At 71.9% G+C, this 17008-nt stretch carries 14 protein-coding genes and 1 pseudogene; 9 read left to right on the forward strand and 6 right to left on the reverse strand.

Features of this window, described 5'->3' with window-relative positions; all coding sequences use genetic code 11:
* Positions 1-250: 250 nt before the first annotated feature.
* The 9 genes and pseudogenes from ACWEN6_RS21125 (at position 251) to ACWEN6_RS21165 (ending at position 10849) form a co-directional block, all read left to right on the forward strand.
* Entirely contained in the window at positions 251-1543 is a 1293-nt protein-coding gene (locus ACWEN6_RS21125) for a condensation domain-containing protein (protein ID WP_354845535.1), read from the forward strand.
* 78 nt (positions 1544-1621) lie between these two features.
* Positions 1622-4108: an ATP-grasp domain-containing protein gene (locus ACWEN6_RS21130; RefSeq protein ID WP_452572048.1), complete on the forward strand. Its 2487-nt coding sequence runs from the start codon at positions 1622-1624 to the stop codon at positions 4106-4108.
* Entirely contained in the window at positions 4105-5391 is a 1287-nt protein-coding gene (locus ACWEN6_RS21135) for an MFS transporter (RefSeq protein WP_452572049.1), read from the forward strand. Before ACWEN6_RS21130 ends, ACWEN6_RS21135 begins: the two co-directional genes overlap by 4 nt.
* Before the next feature lie 63 nt (positions 5392-5454).
* Positions 5455-5805 (forward strand): hypothetical protein, encoded by a 351-nt coding sequence (locus tag ACWEN6_RS21140; protein WP_452572051.1) that lies wholly within the window; start codon positions 5455-5457, stop codon positions 5803-5805.
* A gap of 57 nt (positions 5806-5862) precedes the next feature.
* Positions 5863-6549, forward strand: a complete 687-nt coding sequence (locus ACWEN6_RS21145) for an SDR family NAD(P)-dependent oxidoreductase (RefSeq protein WP_452572053.1) — start codon at positions 5863-5865, stop codon at positions 6547-6549.
* 1 nt (position 6550) lies between these two features.
* Complete coding sequence (locus tag ACWEN6_RS21150) at positions 6551-7909, forward strand: long-chain fatty acid--CoA ligase (protein ID WP_452572055.1); 1359 nt, start codon at positions 6551-6553, stop codon at positions 7907-7909.
* Positions 7906-8550, forward strand: coding sequence for a hypothetical protein (locus ACWEN6_RS21155; RefSeq protein WP_452572057.1), 645 nt, complete (start codon positions 7906-7908; stop codon positions 8548-8550). Before ACWEN6_RS21150 ends, ACWEN6_RS21155 begins: the two co-directional genes overlap by 4 nt.
* A 26-nt stretch (positions 8551-8576) precedes the next feature.
* A pseudogene (gene cmlS, locus ACWEN6_RS21160) lies at positions 8577-10277 on the forward strand (chloramphenicol-biosynthetic FADH2-dependent halogenase CmlS); the annotation flags it as partial.
* A gap of 2 nt (positions 10278-10279) precedes the next feature.
* A complete protein-coding gene (locus ACWEN6_RS21165; RefSeq protein ID WP_452572059.1) occupies positions 10280-10849 on the forward strand; it encodes an RBBP9/YdeN family alpha/beta hydrolase in 570 nt (189 codons plus the stop codon).
* Positions 10850-10931: 82 nt separating this feature from the next.
* Here ACWEN6_RS21165 and ACWEN6_RS21170 read toward each other — a convergent pair whose 3' ends face one another.
* From ACWEN6_RS21170 to ACWEN6_RS21195, 6 genes are all read right to left on the reverse strand, one after another.
* Positions 10932-11450 (reverse strand): hypothetical protein, encoded by a 519-nt coding sequence (locus tag ACWEN6_RS21170; RefSeq protein ID WP_452572061.1) that lies wholly within the window; start codon positions 11448-11450, stop codon positions 10932-10934.
* A 193-nt stretch (positions 11451-11643) separates the two neighbouring features.
* Positions 11644-13209: an ATP-binding protein gene (locus ACWEN6_RS21175; RefSeq protein WP_452572063.1), complete on the reverse strand. Its 1566-nt coding sequence runs from the start codon at positions 13207-13209 to the stop codon at positions 11644-11646.
* Positions 13210-13257: 48 nt separating this feature from the next.
* Positions 13258-13947, reverse strand: coding sequence for a response regulator transcription factor (locus tag ACWEN6_RS21180; RefSeq protein WP_452572065.1), 690 nt, complete (start codon positions 13945-13947; stop codon positions 13258-13260).
* Positions 13948-14118: 171 nt separating this feature from the next.
* Positions 14119-14766, reverse strand: coding sequence for a hypothetical protein (locus ACWEN6_RS21185; protein ID WP_452572067.1), 648 nt, complete (start codon positions 14764-14766; stop codon positions 14119-14121).
* A 27-nt stretch (positions 14767-14793) separates the two neighbouring features.
* Positions 14794-16095, reverse strand: a complete 1302-nt coding sequence (locus ACWEN6_RS21190) for an ABC transporter permease (RefSeq protein WP_452572069.1) — start codon at positions 16093-16095, stop codon at positions 14794-14796.
* Positions 16092-16850: an ABC transporter ATP-binding protein gene (locus ACWEN6_RS21195; protein WP_354845912.1), complete on the reverse strand. Its 759-nt coding sequence runs from the start codon at positions 16848-16850 to the stop codon at positions 16092-16094. The genes ACWEN6_RS21190 and ACWEN6_RS21195 overlap by 4 nt, the downstream gene beginning before the upstream one ends.
* Positions 16851-17008: the final 158 nt, after the last annotated feature.

A 17008-nucleotide genomic window follows, 5' to 3' on the forward strand; every position in this document is an offset into this window, starting at 1 on the left:
GATTGTCATAATCTGAGATCAAAGCAGGTAATCTGTCCGTCTCAGCTGTTGAGAACATTCTGTTCTCCAGCGGGGGCGCTGCGTTAGCGTCTTCGCGGAAGCAAGACGGTGAGCCCGTTCGCCCCCGGCGACAATTCTTTTCACTTTCTTCCTGGGCGACGAAGACGACGCCCTCCGCGAGGCATTCGGGCGGCCGGGCCGCTGCCTGTGTGCTCCTCAAAACCCATTTGTTTCGGTGAGGTTTCAGGTCGTGGAGCATCTGTCGGTCATTCGCGCGCCGTTGACATTCGGCCAGCTTTCCTTATGGCGATCGATCCAAAGGCTTCCCCCGGAGGCCTGTAATCTGCCGCAGATCTGGACGCTTCCGGACGGCGCGAGCCTGGCTTCGGTCGAGCAGGCGCTGGAGGCGCTGGAGCGACGCCATGAGTCGCTCCGCACCCGCTACGAACCCGCAGGCGAGGGCGACCTGGTCCAGGCCGTCTGGCCGCCCGCGCCGATCCACCTGGACACGATCGACGGAGACGACGACCCCGTCCGCGTGGCGGAGGAGGCGGCCGAACGGGCCGGGGCCGATCCTTTCGACCTCGCGGTGGACCGTTCCTGGCGCGCCCGCGCGGTGACCGTGGAGAAGGTTCCCGTCCGTCTGGTCATCTGCTTCCACCACATCGCCGTGGACGCGTGGGCCATCAACCAGCTCCACCAGGAGTTCCTCGCGCTGCTGGACGGGCTGAGCATCCCCGAGCCGGCGCCCAGCGGCCGGGAGCTCGCCGCCGACCAGTGGTCGCCGGAACGGGAGCGCCGCCGCAGAGCGGCGCGCAAGTTCTGGACGGGCGTCTTCGAGGCGGCCCCGGCGATGGAGCGGGAGCCCGGGACCGACGGGCCCGAGGGCAGGGCGGCGCTGTCCACCCGCTGGGCGCGGCTCGGCTCCAAGGAGGCGGCCGACGCCGCCGGCCGCATCGCCGACCGGCTGACGGTCTCGCTGCCCTCGGTGGTGCTCGCCGCCTTCTGCCTGGCCGTCCACCGCCGCACCGGCCGCGACCGGCTGCTGGTGGCGGTCTACGCCCACAACCGCAGCGACCCCCGCTGGGAGACGCTCGTCGCCGCCCAGAACCAGATCGTCCCCCTGCTGGTCGAACCAAAGGCCGGGGAGGACTTCGACGAGCTGGTGCGCCGGGTCCACTGGGACTCCCTGCGCTCCTACCGGCACAGCGTGTACAACGTGGACGACGTGCTGGAGGCCGGACGCGCCCACGGCTACACCGGCTCGGTGAACGGCACCTTCGAGGGGTCGGTCAGCGGCTTCTTCCGCTACTTCTTCAACTACCTCGGCCGGTACCAGCAGGAGCACACCTCCGTCGACGAGGAGATCCGCACCGGCACCGCCGGCCGCAACATCGGGGCTCCCCTCTACCTCCAGGTGCAGGACGGGGAGGCGCTCACCTGCACCCTGCGCGAGAACTCGGCCGGCACCGGTTTCGACGAGGTCACCGGACTGCTGCTCCTCCTGCGGGACATCCTGGTCGCCGCCGCCGATCCCGAGTAGGCGGCGCCCCTCCCGCCGCGCAAGGCCGTCCCGCACGTCCGCAGACCGATCGTCGTCCGTCAACCACAGGGAGGGTCGGTGCCCGACCAGATCATCGTCATCCATCGATGGAGCGACCGTTACGCGGACTACGCCTCCTACGCCGACCACGACGCCCTCCACGTCAGTTATGTGACGACCGGCCGTGCCGCCGGGTCACTGCCGGAGGGGGCCGCGGCGGTGCGCATCGTCCGCAGCACGGAGGACGGCAAGGAGGTGCGGGCCGCCGTCGCATCCCTGGTCGAGGAGTTCGGCCGGCCGGCACGGATCATCGCGCTGCACGAGGTCGATCTGGACATCGTGGCCGAACTGCGCGGGGAACTCGGCGTCCCCGGAGAGACCCCGGGCGAGCTCGCCCCCTTCCGCGACAAATTGGTCATGGCGCGGCGCCTGGCCGAGGCCGGCGTCCCCGTGCCGGCCACCGCGCCCGCACCGGACCGGGCGGCGGTCGCCGCCTTCGCCGCCCTCCATGGCTGGCCTCTGCTGGTCAAGCCGGTGCGCGGCACCGCGAGTGCCGGAGTGACCCGCCTCGCCTCCCCCGCGGAACTGGACGCGTACGCCTTCCCGCGCGACATGCCGATGCTGGTGCAGCCCTACCTGGCCCACGACATCCTGCACGTGGACGGCGTGTCCACCGGAACGGGCCTCGGCGCCTGGCGGGCGTCGCGTTACGTCAACACCTGCCTGGAGTTCACCGAGGGGCTGGCCCTCGGCTCGGTGGAGCTGGACGATCCGCTGCTGATCGAGGCGGTGGGTGCGTTCACCGGTCGCGTGGTGCGCGCCCTGTCACCGGACCCGTGGGTGTTCCACCTGGAGCTGTTCCTGTCGGGGACGCCCGAGCGGCCCGAGCTTCAGGTGCTGGAGGTCGGCGCGCGCCCCGGCGGCGCGGAGGTGCCGTTCGTCTGGAAAGAGGTGCATGGTGTCGACCTGATGGCGGCCGCCTTCGCCCTCCAGATGGGCGAGCCCCTGCCCGGCGCCTGCCGCTCCCTGAGCGGGACGGAACGCGGCGGCTGGCTGCTGGTGCCCACTCCGGTCGCCCGGCCGTGCCGGGTCGTCGCCGCGGGGCCGCGACCGTCCGGCGGGGAGCGGGCCGGCCGGACGGCGGACGGCGAGCACGCGGGTCCCTACGCCGAGCGCGTGCCCGTGGTCGGCCGGACACTGGCCGGCCACGCCGGATACGAGCACTCCGGCGCCCGGTTCCGCTACCGGGGCACCACCACCGCCGAGGTCGAGGCGGCGATCCGCCGGACGATCAGAGACTTCGACTTCCGCTGCGTCCCGGTCGCCCCGGACGCGCCCGAGCGTGTCGTGCTCGTCGGCAGCGGCGGCCGGCCCTACCGGGAGTACGCGTTCGCCGACGCCGCCGCCCGCTGCGAGGTGACGCTGGTCGCCGCCGCCGAACCCACCTGGCAGTCGGGTTACCTCGCCGGTCACCGCACCGTGGCCGACTCCGGAGCGGACGCGCTGACCCGGGCGGTGGGCGAGTGCGTCGCCGGCGCCCCGGGCCCGGCCGGCGTGTTCACCTGGGACGAGGTGCTGCTGGAGGTGACCGCCGCCGCCGCGGCGCGGCTCGGCCTGCCGCACATGTCCCCGTCCGCGGCGCGCAACTGCCGTGACAAGCTGGCCACCCGCCGGCTGCTGCGCGAGGCCGGGCTTCCCGGAGTCCGCTTCGCCCACGTACGGAGCCGGGAGGAGGCGCTGCGGGAAGCGGACGCCATCGGATACCCGGTGGTGGTCAAGCCGCGATCGCTCGCGGGCAGCGTCGGCGTGGTGATCGCGCACGACGCCGGTGAGCTGACCGAGGTGTACCACCACGCTATCGAGGCGGCCTACCCGGGCCTTGACCCCCTAAAGGGCCTGCTGCTGGAGGAGTTCCTGTCCGGGCCGGAGATCAGCGTCGACTCCGTCGTCCACGACGGGGACGCGCGGCCGGTGAACGTGGCCCGCAAGCGGCTCGGCTTCGACCCCTTCTTCGAGGAGGTCGGCCACCTGGTCTCGCCCTGGCGGGCCGAGCCGTGGGCGGACGACCTCATCGACCTGCTGGTCGAGGCGCACCGGGCGCTGGGCGTGCAGACCGGCCTCACGCACGCGGAGGTGCGGCTCACCGCGGCCGGGCCGCGTCTGGTCGAGCTCAACGGGCGCCTCGGCGGCGACTTCATCCCCTACCTCGGCAAGCTGGCGACCGGCGTCGACCTGACCGCCGCGGCGATCGACCTCGCCCTCGGCCTGCGGCCCGAGGCGGGACAGTCCCGCGACATCTGCGCGGAGGTGCGCTTCCTCTACCCGCCCCAGGACGGCGTGGTCGGCTCCCTCGAGGTGGCCGGCGCCGCGGCCGTGCCGGGCGTGGTGGAGGTGGTCCGGCTCGCGGAGCCGGGCGCGCGACTGCTGCTGCCGCCGCGCGGCGTGGTGCCACGCCTGGCCGCCGTGATCGTCACCGGGGACACCCCCGACGACTGCGGGCGGGCGCTGGACCGGGCGTCGGAGCTGGTGCGGGCGGAGATGGAGCCGATCGGGGGCGCCTCGTGAGCGGTTTCTCGAACGCGCTGCGGCGCCTGCTCGGCAGCTACATCCTGCCGAGCAGGGACGGCCGCCTCATCGTGGCCGCCGTCGTGGTCTACGCCACTGGCAGCGGCCTCTACCTGGCCGGCGGCACCGTCTTCCTGGTCAGGGGCGTGGGGCTGAGCACCGCGCAGGTCGGCACCGGCCTCACCGTCGCCGGCCTGGCCGGGTTCCTCACCACGGTGCCGGTGAGCATGCTGGCCAGGCGCTTCGGGCCGCTGCAACTGCTGCGCATGGTGCAGGTGTGGCGGGCGGCCTGGCTGGCCGCCCTGGCCTTCGCCGACAACGTCTGGACCTTCACCCTCTTCGCCTCCCTGTTCATGATTTCGCAGGGGCCGGTGCTCCCCATGGTCCAGCTCGTGGTGGGCGCCGTCGCCGGCGAGCGCGACCAGACCAAGTCGCTCGGGGTCATCGGCTCGGTCTCGAACGTGGGCATGTGCCTGGGCGCCCTGGCCGCCGCGCCGTTCCTCAGCCTCGGCGGCGTCTGGATGCTCCGGTCGATCCTGCTGATCGGCGCCCTGTGCTGCGTCGCCTCCGCCGGGCTCTTCGGCCTGCTCCACGTACAGGTGGCGGCCCCCGCGGACCGGCCCGCCCGCTGGCACAGCGGCCTGCTGCCGGTCCTGCGCGACCGCCGCTACCTCGCGCTGACCACCGTGAACGGCGTGCTGTTCCTGCACACCGTGCTGTTCGGCATCGGCCTGCCGCTCTGGCTGGTGCAGTCGACCGACGCCCCGCCCGGCCTGCTCAGCGGCCTGATCACGGTGAACACGGTGCTGGCGATCACCCTCCAGGTCCACTTCGCCAAGCGGGTCGGCGACTCGCGCGGCGGCACCCGGGCGCTGCGCGGCGCCGGCGTCACGCTGGCGGCCTCCAGCCTGGTCCTGGTCGCCGCGTCGTACTCCCACGCCTGGCTGACGATCACTCTGCTGGTCGTCGCCACCATCTTGCTGACCTGCGGCGAGATGCTCCAGGCGGTCGGCGGCTGGGAGCTGTCCTACCGGCACGCGCCCCCGGACCTGCGCACGGAGTACCTCTCGGTGTTCAGCCTCGGCGGGGCGGCCGTGGGCATCGTCGGCCCGGTGCTCCTGGCCGTCGTGCTCGGCCTGCGGACCTCGGGGATGGTCGCCCTGGCCGCGCTGTTCCTGCTCACCGCGGCCGCCGCCACCGTGGTGGGCGCGCGGCTCAGGCACGCGGAGCGACATGACGCGCTCGAACAGGAACCGGAACCCGATGAGCCCGCCGTGGCGTGACCGCGGCCCCGCCACCGGGCGGGCAGGAAGTCCGCTCGCCCAGCCCGAACGAAAGGCACCGTCATGCACGACCGACTGCTCGAGTTGATCACCGGCGTCGTCGAGGAGCTCAACGAGCGCAGGGGCGAGAAGATCCCGACCGAGAACCTGCCCGGCGTGGTGCTCTACGGCGACGCGGGGGTGTTCGACTCCATGCACCTGGTCAACTTCCTCGCCCGGGTGGAGGAGGAACTGGAGGACGAGTACGACGTGGAGATCTCGCTGACCTCGGAGAAGGCCGTCTCCCGCCGGATGAGCCCGTTCAGCAGCGTCCGGCGGCTGATCGACTTCATCGAGGAGGAGATGCGGCTCGCCGGGGGCGACGCCGGCGACGCGCCCGGTGCGGACGCCGAGCCGGTGCGGCTGGGCGGCTGAGCCGGTGACCACGACGGACCGCACGGACGGGGCGGGCCGCACCGCGTCATGATCATAATGATCACCGGCACCCGGACCGGTATCGGCAAGGCCCTGGCCGAGCACTTCCTCGCCCGCGGCCACCACGTGGTGGGGTGCAGCCGCAGGCCCTCCACCATCGAGCATCCCGGCTACCGCCACCACGAAGTGGACCTCACCGACAGCAGAGGGATCAAGGCGATGTGCCGGGCCGTCCGGGCCGAGCACGGATACCTCGACGCCGTCGTCAACAACGCCGGGGTCGCCACCATGAACCACTTCATGATGACGCCCGAGGACGTCGCCCGGCGGATCTTCGACGTCAACTTCTTCGCGGTGCTGAACTGCTGCCGCGAGAGCGTCAAGTTGCTCCAGAAGAGCAGCGGCTCCCCGGCCCTCCTCAACGTCTCCACCGTCGCCGTCCCCTGGGCGCTGGCCGGGCAACTGGTCTACTCGGCCAGCAAGAGCGCCGTCGAGCAGCTCACGCGGGTGATGAGCAAAGAGGTCGCCGACCTCGGCATCCGGGTGAACGGCATCGGCCTGCCGCCGGTGCACACCGTCCTCACCCGCACCGTGCCGAGAGAGAAGATCGACGCCCTGATCGGGCGGCAGACGCTGAAACGCATGTGCACGATGGCCGACATCACCGGGCCGGTCGAGTTCCTGATCTCTCCGGAGTCCTCGTTCGTCACGGGCGAGACGCTCTTCCTTGGGGGTGTTCACTGAAATGCGGGACGCGATTCTCGCCCGGTTCGACGAACTCGGCGACCGCACCGCGGTCGTCGACGCGGACGCGGCGTACGGCTACCGCGATCTGGCCGACGAGACCCGTCGGCTGGGAACGTTCCTGGCGGAGCACGGGGTGCCGCCCCACGACGTCGTGGTGCTCAACGGCGACTTCTCCTTCCGCTCGATCGCGGCGCTTCTGGCGCTCTACCTCAACCGGAACGTCCTGGTGCCCGTGGTGAACCTCACCGACCCGGTGCTCGCCACCGTCACCAGGTCCTGCTCGCCGCGGCACCTGATGCGGGTGGGCGCGGAGGTGGAGATCGAGGCGATCGCCGGGGCGCCCGCCACCGGCGCCTACGACTCTCTGATCGCCGCCGGGGCCTCCGGCCTGGTCCTGCTGAGCAGCGGCAGCACCGGCGAACCCAAGGCGATCCTGCACGACCTGGACGCGATCGTCGCCGAGAAGCTCGGCACCCGGGCGCGGACGGCGGGCCGCCCCGCCAACATCCTGATGTTCCTGCTCTTCGACCACATCGGCGGCCTCAACTCGCTGCTCGGCGCATTGCGCATGGGCGGGGCCGCCATCGTGCCCCGGCGCCGCACGCCGGAGGAGATCTGCGCGCTCATCGAGAAGCACAAGATCAGGCTGCTGCCCACCAGCCCGACGTTCCTGAACCTGATCCTGATCGGCGGCTACCACCGCGAGTACGACCTCAGCAGCCTGCGCCTGATCACCTACGGCACCGAGCCGATGCCGCAGGAACTGCTCGCGCGGGTCAACGCCGCCTTCCCCGGGGTCAGGCTGCTGCAGACGTTCGGCACCAGCGAGACCGGGATCTCGACGACCACCAGCGAGTCCTCGCGGAGCACCTACTTCCGGATCGACGACGCGAACGTCCAGCACCGCGTCGTCGACGGCGAGCTGCAGCTCAAGAGCCGCACCCAGTTCCTCGGCTACCTCAACTACCCCAGCGACGCGCTCACCGAGGACGGCTGGTTCCGCACCGGCGACCTGGTCGAGCAGAACGCCGACGGTTACATGACCGTCAAGGGCCGCGCCACGGAGGTCATCAACGTCGGCGGCGAGAAGGTGCTGCCGCTGGAGCTGGAGTCGATCCTGCTCGGCAGCCCGCTCATCGACGACTGCGTGGTCTACGGCAGGCCCAACGCCATCACCGGGCAGTCGGTGTGCGCGGACGTCAGGCCGCGCGGCGAGATGACCCGCGCGGAGCTGCGCAGGCACGTCGCCGACTTCCTGACCGGCAAGGTCGACGCCTTCAAGATGCCCACCAAGGTCAACCTGATCGACTCGGTCACCGTGTCGGAGCGGTTCAAGAAGAAGAGGTCGACGCCATGACCGACGCCGCTCTCGTCGTGATCGGGGCGGGGACGTTCGCGGTCGAGGTCACCCGCTACCTCGACGACCTGGTCGCCGCCGGGCACGACGACCACCGCGTGGCACGCTACCTGGCCGTTCCCGGAGAGCCCGTGCACGCGCCCGTGGAACGCTGCCTCCCCTTCGCGGACTTCGAGCCCCACCCCGGCGTCCGCGTCGTGCTCGCCCTCACCGACCCGGCCGAGCGGCGGCGGCTGATCGACGGCCTGGTCGACGACCACGACCTCGACGCGGTCAACGTCGTACACCCGGCGGCCCGGGTCGACACCGCGCAGCTCCTCGGCCCCGGCAACATCATCGGGCCTGACTGTTACATCGGCGCGGGCGCCGTTCTCGGCGGGTTCAACATCGTCCACTACCACTGCTCCATCGGGCACCACTCGCGCATCGGCTCGAACAACTTCCTCGCGCCCAACTTCCACTGCGGGAGCGGCGTCGAGATCGGTGACGACAACTTCTTCGGCCTGAGCTGCACCGTCGCCCCAGGAGTGGACGCGGGCAGCGGCAGCAGGTTCCAGGCCGGCATCACCCTGTTCGAGGACGCGCCGAGCGGCCACTCCCACCTGGTTCCCAACCGCATCAAGTCGATCAAGACGTCCTGAGGAAGGCAATCATGAAGCGAGCGAAGGTCACCGTGATCGGCGCGGGTCCCGCCGGGTGCGTGGCCGCCCTGACGTTGAACAAGCTCGGCCACGAGGTCGAGGTCTACGAGAAGGGCCACTTCCCCCGATATCGGATCGGCGAGTCGTTCCTGCCCGGAACGCTGTCGATCCTCAACCGGCTGGGCCTGCAGGAGAAGATCGACGCGGCGGGCTTCGTGAAGAAGCCCTCGGCGACCTTCCTGTGGGGCCAGGACCAGGCCCCCTGGACCTTCTCCTTCGCCACCCCCAAGACGGCCCCGTGGGTCTTCGACCACGCCATCCAGGTCAAGCGCGAGGAGTTCGACGCCCTCCTGCTCGACGAGGTCCGCGAGCGCGGCATCTCCGTCTTCGAGGGCGCCGCCGTGAGCGACGTGGACATCTCCGACCCCGGCCGCGTCTCGCTGACGGTGCGGCAGGGCGAGGACTCCCGCGTGGTCGAGAGCGACTTCGTCATCGACGCCGGCGGCGCGGGCAGCCCGCTGGCGCGGCAGCTCAAGGTGCGCCGCTACGACGAGTTCTACAAGAACTTCGCGGTGTGGTCCTACTTCAAGTGCAAGCAGCCCTTCGAGGGCGACCTCAACGGCACCACCTTCTCCATCACCTTCCAGGACGGCTGGGTGTGGATGATCCCTCTCAAGGGCGACCTCTACAGCGTCGGCCTGGTGGTAGACCGCTCCAAGGCGGGCGAGGTCAAGGAACTGGGCCCCGACCGCTTCTACCGCGAGACCCTGGCCCAGGCCGTCCGGGCCACCGCCATCCTCGGGGACGCCGAGATGGTCGACGAGGTGCGCATCGTCCACGACTGGTCCTACGACTCCGAATGGTTCTCCGGCGGCGCCTACTTCCTGTGCGGCGACGCGGCGTGCTTCACCGACCCGCTGTTCTCCCAGGGCGTCCACCTGGCCACGCAGTCGGCGGTCAGCGCGGCGTCCGCGATCGACCGGATCACGCGGTTCGAGGACGAGCGCGAGGAGGTCCACGCCTGGTACAACCGCAGCTACCGCGAGACCTACGAGCAGTACCACGAGTTCCTCGCCTCGTTCTACACCTTCGCCTCCTTCACCGAGCCGGAGTCGGAGTTCTGGCGCAAGCGCCGGATCAGCGAGTCCGACGACGCCCGGCTGTCCCGCCTGCGCTGGTTCGACCGGCTGGTCCAAGACGACCTTGAGAACCCGACGACGTCGGTGGCCGACTTCCGGGACCGGGCGTCCACGATGATCGCCATCGGCCGGCACCAGCGCAAGGAGCTGAGCGACGAGTTCTCCGAGAACGAGCTCAACTTCGCCCGGATGCGCTGGATCAGCGGTCTCACCAAGCAGTTGAACCGCATCACGCGGCTGCGGTGGACCGGCGACGAGGTGCGGCTCAAGCCGTACTACAAGGTCGAGCCGACGAGCTTCCGGCTGGAGCGCAAGCAGGTGCTGGCCAACGAGGACGGCACCGACATGATCAAGTTCCCGGTGGAGGAGGAGCAGCGCGAGATCTTCCAGGGCGTCGTCAAGGAGACGGTGAGCTACAAGACCCTGATCAAGCAGCTCAGCGACTCCGGGGTGCGGGAGGTGAGCTCGCAGATCGTCATCCGGCTGATGGAGGCCGGCCTGCTGTCCGGCTACGACAAGAACGACGAACGCGTCGCCATCCAGGACCGCCTGCGCTTCGACGGCGTCGGCGTCGAGTACGAGGTCTGAGCATGGACGCCACACACGGGCCCGCCCTGGTGTACCTGGCCGGATTCGGCAACTCCGGCCCGGGCCACTGGCAGGCCATCTGGCACGCCCGGGTGCCGGGCGGCCTCTGGGTGGAACACTCCTCCTGGCACGCCCCGGTCCGCGACGTGTGGGTGCGCGAGTTCGACCAGGCCCTGCGCGCGGTCGAGGGTCCCGTGATCCTCGTCGCGCACAGCCTCGGCTGCACGCTGGTGACGGAGTGGGCCGCGCAGCACAAGAACGACGACGTGGCCGGCGCCTTCCTGGTCGCCGTGCCCGACGTGCACGGGCCGGACTTCCCCGCGCAGGCGGTGGGCTTCGACGCGCCGAAGCACCGGCGGCTGCCGTTCAGGACGGTCGTGGTCGCCAGCGACGACGACCCGTACGGCTCCCCGGGGCACGCCGCCGAGGTCGCCGCGACCATCGGCGCGGACCTCGTGCCCATTGGGCGCAAGGGTCATATCAACGCCGACTCCGGCCTCGGCGACTGGCCGGAGGGGTGGGCCCTGCTCACCGGGAGCTTCCCCGGCTTCACCGGGGCGTTCCCCGGCTGACCACGTCCCGAGTACGCCGCCTCGGCCGTCCTCGCGGCCAAGGCCGGCTGGATGAACCCCCGCGAACCCGGACGGACGGCCCCTAGCCGGCCGTCGGGGTGACGGCCGGGGTGGGCAGGAGGGGGCGGCACTTCTCCAGGGCCTTGGCGACGGCCGGGTCCTTGGTGTCGAACCGGCGCACGCCGCCGCCGGCCGGCAGGTCGGCGCCGTTGTCCTTCATGCAGGACCGGAAGGCCGCGAGCACCGAGGGGTCGAAGCCGCCGCGCCGGCCGCCCTGACCCGCGCGGCCCTGCGGCATCAGCGAGCGGCACGCCTCGAACGCCTTGCGGATCTGCGGTGACATGGTGCCGAAGCCCCTCGGTCCGCCGCTCGGCCGAGCGGACGGGGAACCGCCCGGCTGAGCCGTGGGTGCGCCGCCAGGGCGGCCTGTGGGCATGTTCACGCCGTTCTTGCGCATGCACTCGACGAACGCGGCGGGAGCGCCACCGGTCCGGCCCGGTGCAGGCTGGGCGCCGGTCGTGGCGGAGTCGGAACCACAGCCGGACGCCAGCAGGACGGTGGCCACCGCCGCGACGCCGATGACATGAGGCAACGCATTCACGAAGTGAACTCCATCGGGGGACCGAGGGACTCTGGCGGTATCCATGGAAGGCCACCAAACTCAGCGCCAGGTACGACAAAGCTGAATTTCCGCTGTCAACACCGAGCCCCGGCGCGGTCAGGACGGGGTCGCCGTCACTGGACGGCTCCGGTGCGGTGAGGACGGGCCAGCGTCGATGAGCAGCGGGACGTGGTCAGGACGGGGTCGCGTCGGTGGGCAGGGCGACGCGGAAGGTGGCGCCGTGGCCGGGGTCGCTGTCGAGGGTGATCACGCCTCCGTGGGCCTGGACCAGGGCGGCGGCGATGGACAGGCCGAGCCCCGTCCCGCCCGCCCCATTGCGCGTGCGCGAAGGGTCGGCGCGGTAGAAGCGCTCGAAGACCCGCTCGGCGTCCTGGACCGGCAGCCCCGGCCCCTCGTCGGCCACCTCGATGACGACGTGCCCGTCCAGGTTGCCCACGCCGACGCGGAACGCGGTGCCGGCGGGGGTGTGCCGCAGGACGTTGCCGACCAGGTTGGCGACCACCTGGCGCAGCCGCGCCTCGTCGCCGGTCACGGTGACCGTCCCGTCGGAGCCGTCCAGGCGGACCAGGTCGATCTCGCGGTCCGGCGCGAGCGTCTGGGCGTCCAGGACGGCGCCGGCGGCCACGCTGAGCACGTCGACCGGCTGCCGTTCGAGCGGGCGCTGCTGGTCGAGGCGGGCGAGCAGCAGCAGGTCGTCCACGAGGAGGCCCATGCGGGTGGCCTCGTCCTCGATGCGGCGCAGCAGCCTGGCCGCCTCCTCAAGGCTCGGGGCCTCGTGCCGGTAGAGCTCGGCGAAGCCCCTGATGGAGGTCAGCGGGGTGCGCAGCTCGTGGGAGGCGTCGGCGACGAACCTGCGCATGCGGTCCTCCGACCGGCGGGCCTCGAAGGCCGACTTGCGCGCGGCGATCTCGGAGGCCTCGCGGTCGTCGAAGGCGGCCTCGATCTGGGCGAGCATGCCGTTGATGGCCCTGCCGAGCCGTCCCATCTCCGTCCGGCGGTGCCGCGGGGGCAGGCGGCGGGACAGGTCGCCGCCGGCGATGGCGCCGGCGGTCCGCTCGATCTCCCCCAGGGGACGCAGGCTGCGCCGGACCAGCCAGTTGCAGGCCAGGCCCAGGGCCAGCAGCGCGCCGCCGCCGACGCTGGCGACGATGACGGCGAGCCGGGTGACGGTGGCGTCGATGTCGTCCATGCGGACGGCGATCACGCGGATCCGCCGGTCGTCGGCGACCACGATCGCCCGCCAGCGCGTCCCCTCGCCGGACTCCACGGTGAACGGGCGGGGCCGCGCGGAGGCCGCCCCGCCGGCCTGGGCCGGCGACAGCACCGGCGGCGAGGAGCCGGGCGGCTCCTGCAGGGTGCGCTCGACGCCGCCGTCCGGCCGGAGCACGGCCATGTAGAACAGGCCGAACTGCTTGAGCGGGCGGGTCACGTCGCGTACCTGCTGCTGGACCGCGGGGTCGCGCCGGAGCTGCGCGGCCACCCGCAGTTGCTGGTCGACACGGTCGACGAGGTAGCCGCGCAGGAGCTGGACGGCGGCGCCACCCGTCAGCGCGATCGCGAGGGTGACCAGCGCCAGCGTCCCCGCGACCAGGCGCAGCCACAACGGCGACCGGGCCGCCCACCGTCTCATCGCACGAACCGGGCTGATCGCACGGACCGGGATCATCCTGCGGACCGGGCTGATCGCCCAGACCGGGATCATCCTGCGGAGCGCGCTCGTCGCACGGATCGGGCTCATCCTGCGGACCGGGCTCATCGTGCGCTCATCCGAGGTGCGGGAGGACGGTCACCGGCGTGGGGCGCGCAGGACGTAGCCCACTCCCCGGAGCGTGTGGATCAGCCGCGGCTCGACGGTGTCGACCTTGCGCCGCAGGTAGGAGACGTAGGACTCCACCACGTTCCGGTCCCCGCCGAAGTCGTAGTTCCAGACGTGGTCGAGAATCTGCGCCTTGGACAGCACCCGCCCGGCGTTGACCATGAAGTAGTGCAGCAGCTTGTACTCGGTCGGCGACAGCTTCACCCGGACGCCCCCGCGCCACACCTGGTGGCCCTCCTCGTCCAGCTCGAGATCGGCCACCTGGAGCCGCGTGGGCAGGTCAAGGTCGCCCCGCGTGCGGCGCAGCACGGCCCGGATCCTGGCCAGCACCTCCTCCAGGCTGAACGGCTTGGTCACGTAGTCGTCGCCGAGCCCGAGCCCGGTCAGCTTGTGCTCGGTCTCGTCCCGCGCGGTGAGGAAGAGAACCGGGGTGCGCCTGCCGCCGGCACGCAGCCGGTTCGCCACGGCGAAGCCGTCCATGTCCGGCAGCATCACGTCGAGGACCACCAGGTCGGGCCGGACGCGGTCGACGAGCTGCACGGCCTCGCGCCCGTCCGCGGCGGTCACGACGTCGAACCCCGCGTAGCGCAGCGTCGCCGACAGCAGCTCGCGGATGTTCGGCTCGTCGTCGACGACGAGCAGCTTGGCCTCACCGGACACGAGAACCTCCCCGCACCGGGGAAGCCTTTTGTACCGGGGACGCGCTCCATGCCGGGGACGCGCTCCACGTCGGGGACGCGCTCCACGTCGGGGAGGCCTTCCGTGCCAGGGAGGCACCCCGTGCGGTGGAGGCGGGGCTCGCCGGGGGGCCAGGGCGTGCTGGGGCGTCCATCAGCCGCGTCCGCGGGGGCCGGCGAAGCCGCCGGCGCCGCCCTGGTTCACCGAGGTGGCGGTGACCGAGCCGTCGCTGCCGCGCTCGCCCTGCACGACGATGGTGCTGCCCGGCTTGAGGTCCTTGACCTTGCCTTCCTTGCTGACCTGCACCTTGGTGCCGCCGGAGGTCTTGACCGTGACGATGCCGCCTCCGGTGGTCTCCAGGTAGATCTTGCCGCCGTCGACGAGCTTGACCGTGCCGACCGTGAGGTCGCCGAACGCGCCGCCCGCGCCCCCGGCGCCAGTCCGCCCCTGCCCTCCGTTCCTGCCCTGGCCCTGGCCCGCGCCGGGGAAGCCGAACCTGCCGCCCCCGCCGGCCCGCTGCCCGGCGCCCGCGCCGCCGCCCGCGCCGGCCGGCAGGCCCTGGATCGCGGCCTGCCGGGAGCTCGCCGCGCCCCAGAGCTTCTGCAGCTGGATGCCCACGACCATGCCCGCCACCAGCAGCACGGCCGCGGCGAGGGCCATGGTCAGCGTGGACATCCGGCGCCGCTCGGGGCGGGCCGCGAGTTCGTCGTCCAGGTCGTCCTGAAAGGGCGAGGTCGAAAGCAGCTCGTGCGCCGTCACCGGTTCCTCCGTCGTGTACGGCTTGCGCCTGCTCGTACTCATGATCACTCCTTGTGCGACGGCCCTACGTCACTCGTGCCGCAGCGCTTCGATGGGACGCAGCTTCGCCGCCCGGTTCGCCGGATAGCTGCCGAAGAACAGGCCGATCGCGACCGAGACGCCGAGGGCCAGCACGATCGACGTCGGCACCACGACCGGCCGCACGCCGGCGATGGTGAACCTGGTGCCGATCAGCGCGATGGCCACGCCGAGCAGCCCGCCGATCAGGCTGAGCATCGTGGCCTCGGCGAGGAACTGGCCGAGGATCGCGCCGCGCGGCGCGCCGATGGCCTTGCGGATGCCGATCTCGCGGGTCCGCTCGGTCACGGTCACGAGCATGATGTTGGTGATGCCGATGCCGCCCACCAGCAGGCTGATCGCGGCGACGGCCCCCAGCAGCACGGTGAAGGTGCCGGTCGCGGCGCTGACCGTCTCCTGCAGCGTCGCCTGGTTGAGGATCCGGTAGTCGGCGGTGGCGGTGCCGGTGATGCCGTGCCGCTGGTCGAGGGTCTGGGTGATCTCCGACTGGGCCGCGTCGACCGCCGTCGCGCTCTTGGCCTGGACGATGATCTGGCCGAGCGGCCCGAACCCGGTGAGGCTCTGCTGCACGGCCGGAAGCGGCGCGACCGCGACGTCGTCGGCGTCCTGGAAGCCGGCCGACCCGGCGGTCTTCAGCACGCCCACGACCGTGAACGGCACCCCGCTGATCGTGATCTGCCTGCCGACGGGGTCCACGGAGCCGAACAGGTCGTCGGCCACCGTCCGCCCGATGACGATGATCTTGCGGGCGGCCAGCACGTCCTCGTTGAAGAAGTACGACCCCTTGGCCACCGGCTTGTTCGATGCCTCGAAGTAGCTGGGATAGGTGCCGACGAGCTGCGCGATCGCGTGGCTCGCCCCCTGGTAGGTCGCCGTCTGCGCCGAGGCCGTGACGACGGGGGACACGCTCTTGACCGACGGGGCGTTCGCCGGGTCGGCCAGCGCCCTGGCGTCGTCCAGGGTCAGCTCCTTGGCCTGGGTGCGCGGGCCGGTGGCGGCCTGCTGCTGGTTCCTGCCGCCCCCGCCGCCGAGGCCGAAGAACCCTCCGCCGCCCCCGCCGCCGCCACCCCCGCCACGCGCTCCGCCGCCGGTGAACGACTGCATGACGGTGAGGGTGTTGGAGCCCAGACGCTGGATGTTCTGCTGGATCGCCTGCGAGGAGCCCTCGCCGACGGCGACCAGCATGATGACCGCCGCGACGCCGATCAGGATGCCCAGCGTGGTCAGCGCGCTGCGCATCTTGTTGGCCGTGAGGCCGCGCACGGCGAAGCGCAGGACTTCCAGGGCGTTCATCGGTCCCTCACCACCTGGGAGGACAGCCGGGGCGGCGGTCCGTCGACGGGAGCCTGCCGCCGGTCCTCGACGACCTGGCCGTCCACCAGGCGGACGACCCGCTTGGCGTGCGTGGCCACATCGTCCTCGTGCGTGATCAGGACGATCGTGCGGCCGGCGTCGCTCAGCCGGTCGAGGATGGCCAGCACGTCGGCCGTGGATTTGGTGTCCAGGTTGCCGGTCGGCTCGTCGGCCAGCAGCAGCGACGGCGCGGTCACCAGGGCGCGGGCGACCGCGACCCGCTGCTGCTGGCCGCCGGACAGCTCGTTCGGCTCGTGCTGGACGCGGTCGGACAGCCCCACCTGGTCCAGCGCCGCGAGGGCCCGCCGCCGGCGCGCGCCCGCGCCGACCCCTCCGTACGCGAGAGGCAGCTCCACGTTGGCCAGCGCGGTCATGCGGGGGATGAGGTTGAACGACTGGAAGACGAAACCGATCTTCCGGTTGCGCAGGATCGCCAGCTGCCGGTCGTCGAGCGCACCGACGTCGGTGCCGTCGATGAGGTACGCGCCGGCGCTGGGCACGTCCAGGCAGCCGAGGATGTTCATCAGCGTCGACTTGCCGGAGCCGGAGGCGCCCATGATGGCGACGAAGTCGCCCCGCTCGACCGCGAGCGTGACGCCGCGCAGCGCCTGGACGCCGGTGTCCCCCTCGCCGTAGACCTTCGTGACCCGCCGCACGTCGAGGACGGGCGGGGTGCGGCCGCCCGCGTGCCGCACCGGCAGGCCGGACCCATGGTGCGGCACGCCGCCGTCCTGACCGCCGGCGCGCGTGTCTCCACCGCCCTGGCCGCCGGCGCGCGTGTCTCCACCGCCCTGGCCGCCGGCGCGCGTGTCTCCACCGCCCTGGCCGCCGGCGCGCGGCGCGGCGCCGTCCC

Source organism: Sphaerisporangium sp. NPDC004334 (assembly GCF_053602655.1).

Excerpts from the sequence above, each read along its gene's own strand:
- ACWEN6_RS21140 (WP_452572051.1), top strand. The coding sequence starts at position 5,455 with ATGCACGACCGACTGCTCGAGTTGATCACCGGCGTCGTCGAGGAGCTC.
- ACWEN6_RS21145 (WP_452572053.1), top strand. The coding sequence starts at position 5,863 with ATGATCACCGGCACCCGGACCGGTATCGGCAAGGCCCTGGCCGAGCAC.
- ACWEN6_RS21150 (WP_452572055.1), top strand. The coding sequence starts at position 6,551 with ATGCGGGACGCGATTCTCGCCCGGTTCGACGAACTCGGCGACCGCACC.
- ACWEN6_RS21155 (WP_452572057.1), top strand. The coding sequence starts at position 7,906 with ATGACCGACGCCGCTCTCGTCGTGATCGGGGCGGGGACGTTCGCGGTC.
- ACWEN6_RS21165 (WP_452572059.1), top strand. The coding sequence starts at position 10,280 with ATGGACGCCACACACGGGCCCGCCCTGGTGTACCTGGCCGGATTCGGC.
- ACWEN6_RS21175 (WP_452572063.1), bottom strand. The coding sequence starts at position 13,209 with ATGAGCCCGATCCGTGCGACGAGCGCGCTCCGCAGGATGATCCCGGTC.
- ACWEN6_RS21185 (WP_452572067.1), bottom strand. The coding sequence starts at position 14,766 with ATGAGTACGAGCAGGCGCAAGCCGTACACGACGGAGGAACCGGTGACG.
- ACWEN6_RS21190 (WP_452572069.1), bottom strand. The coding sequence starts at position 16,095 with ATGAACGCCCTGGAAGTCCTGCGCTTCGCCGTGCGCGGCCTCACGGCC.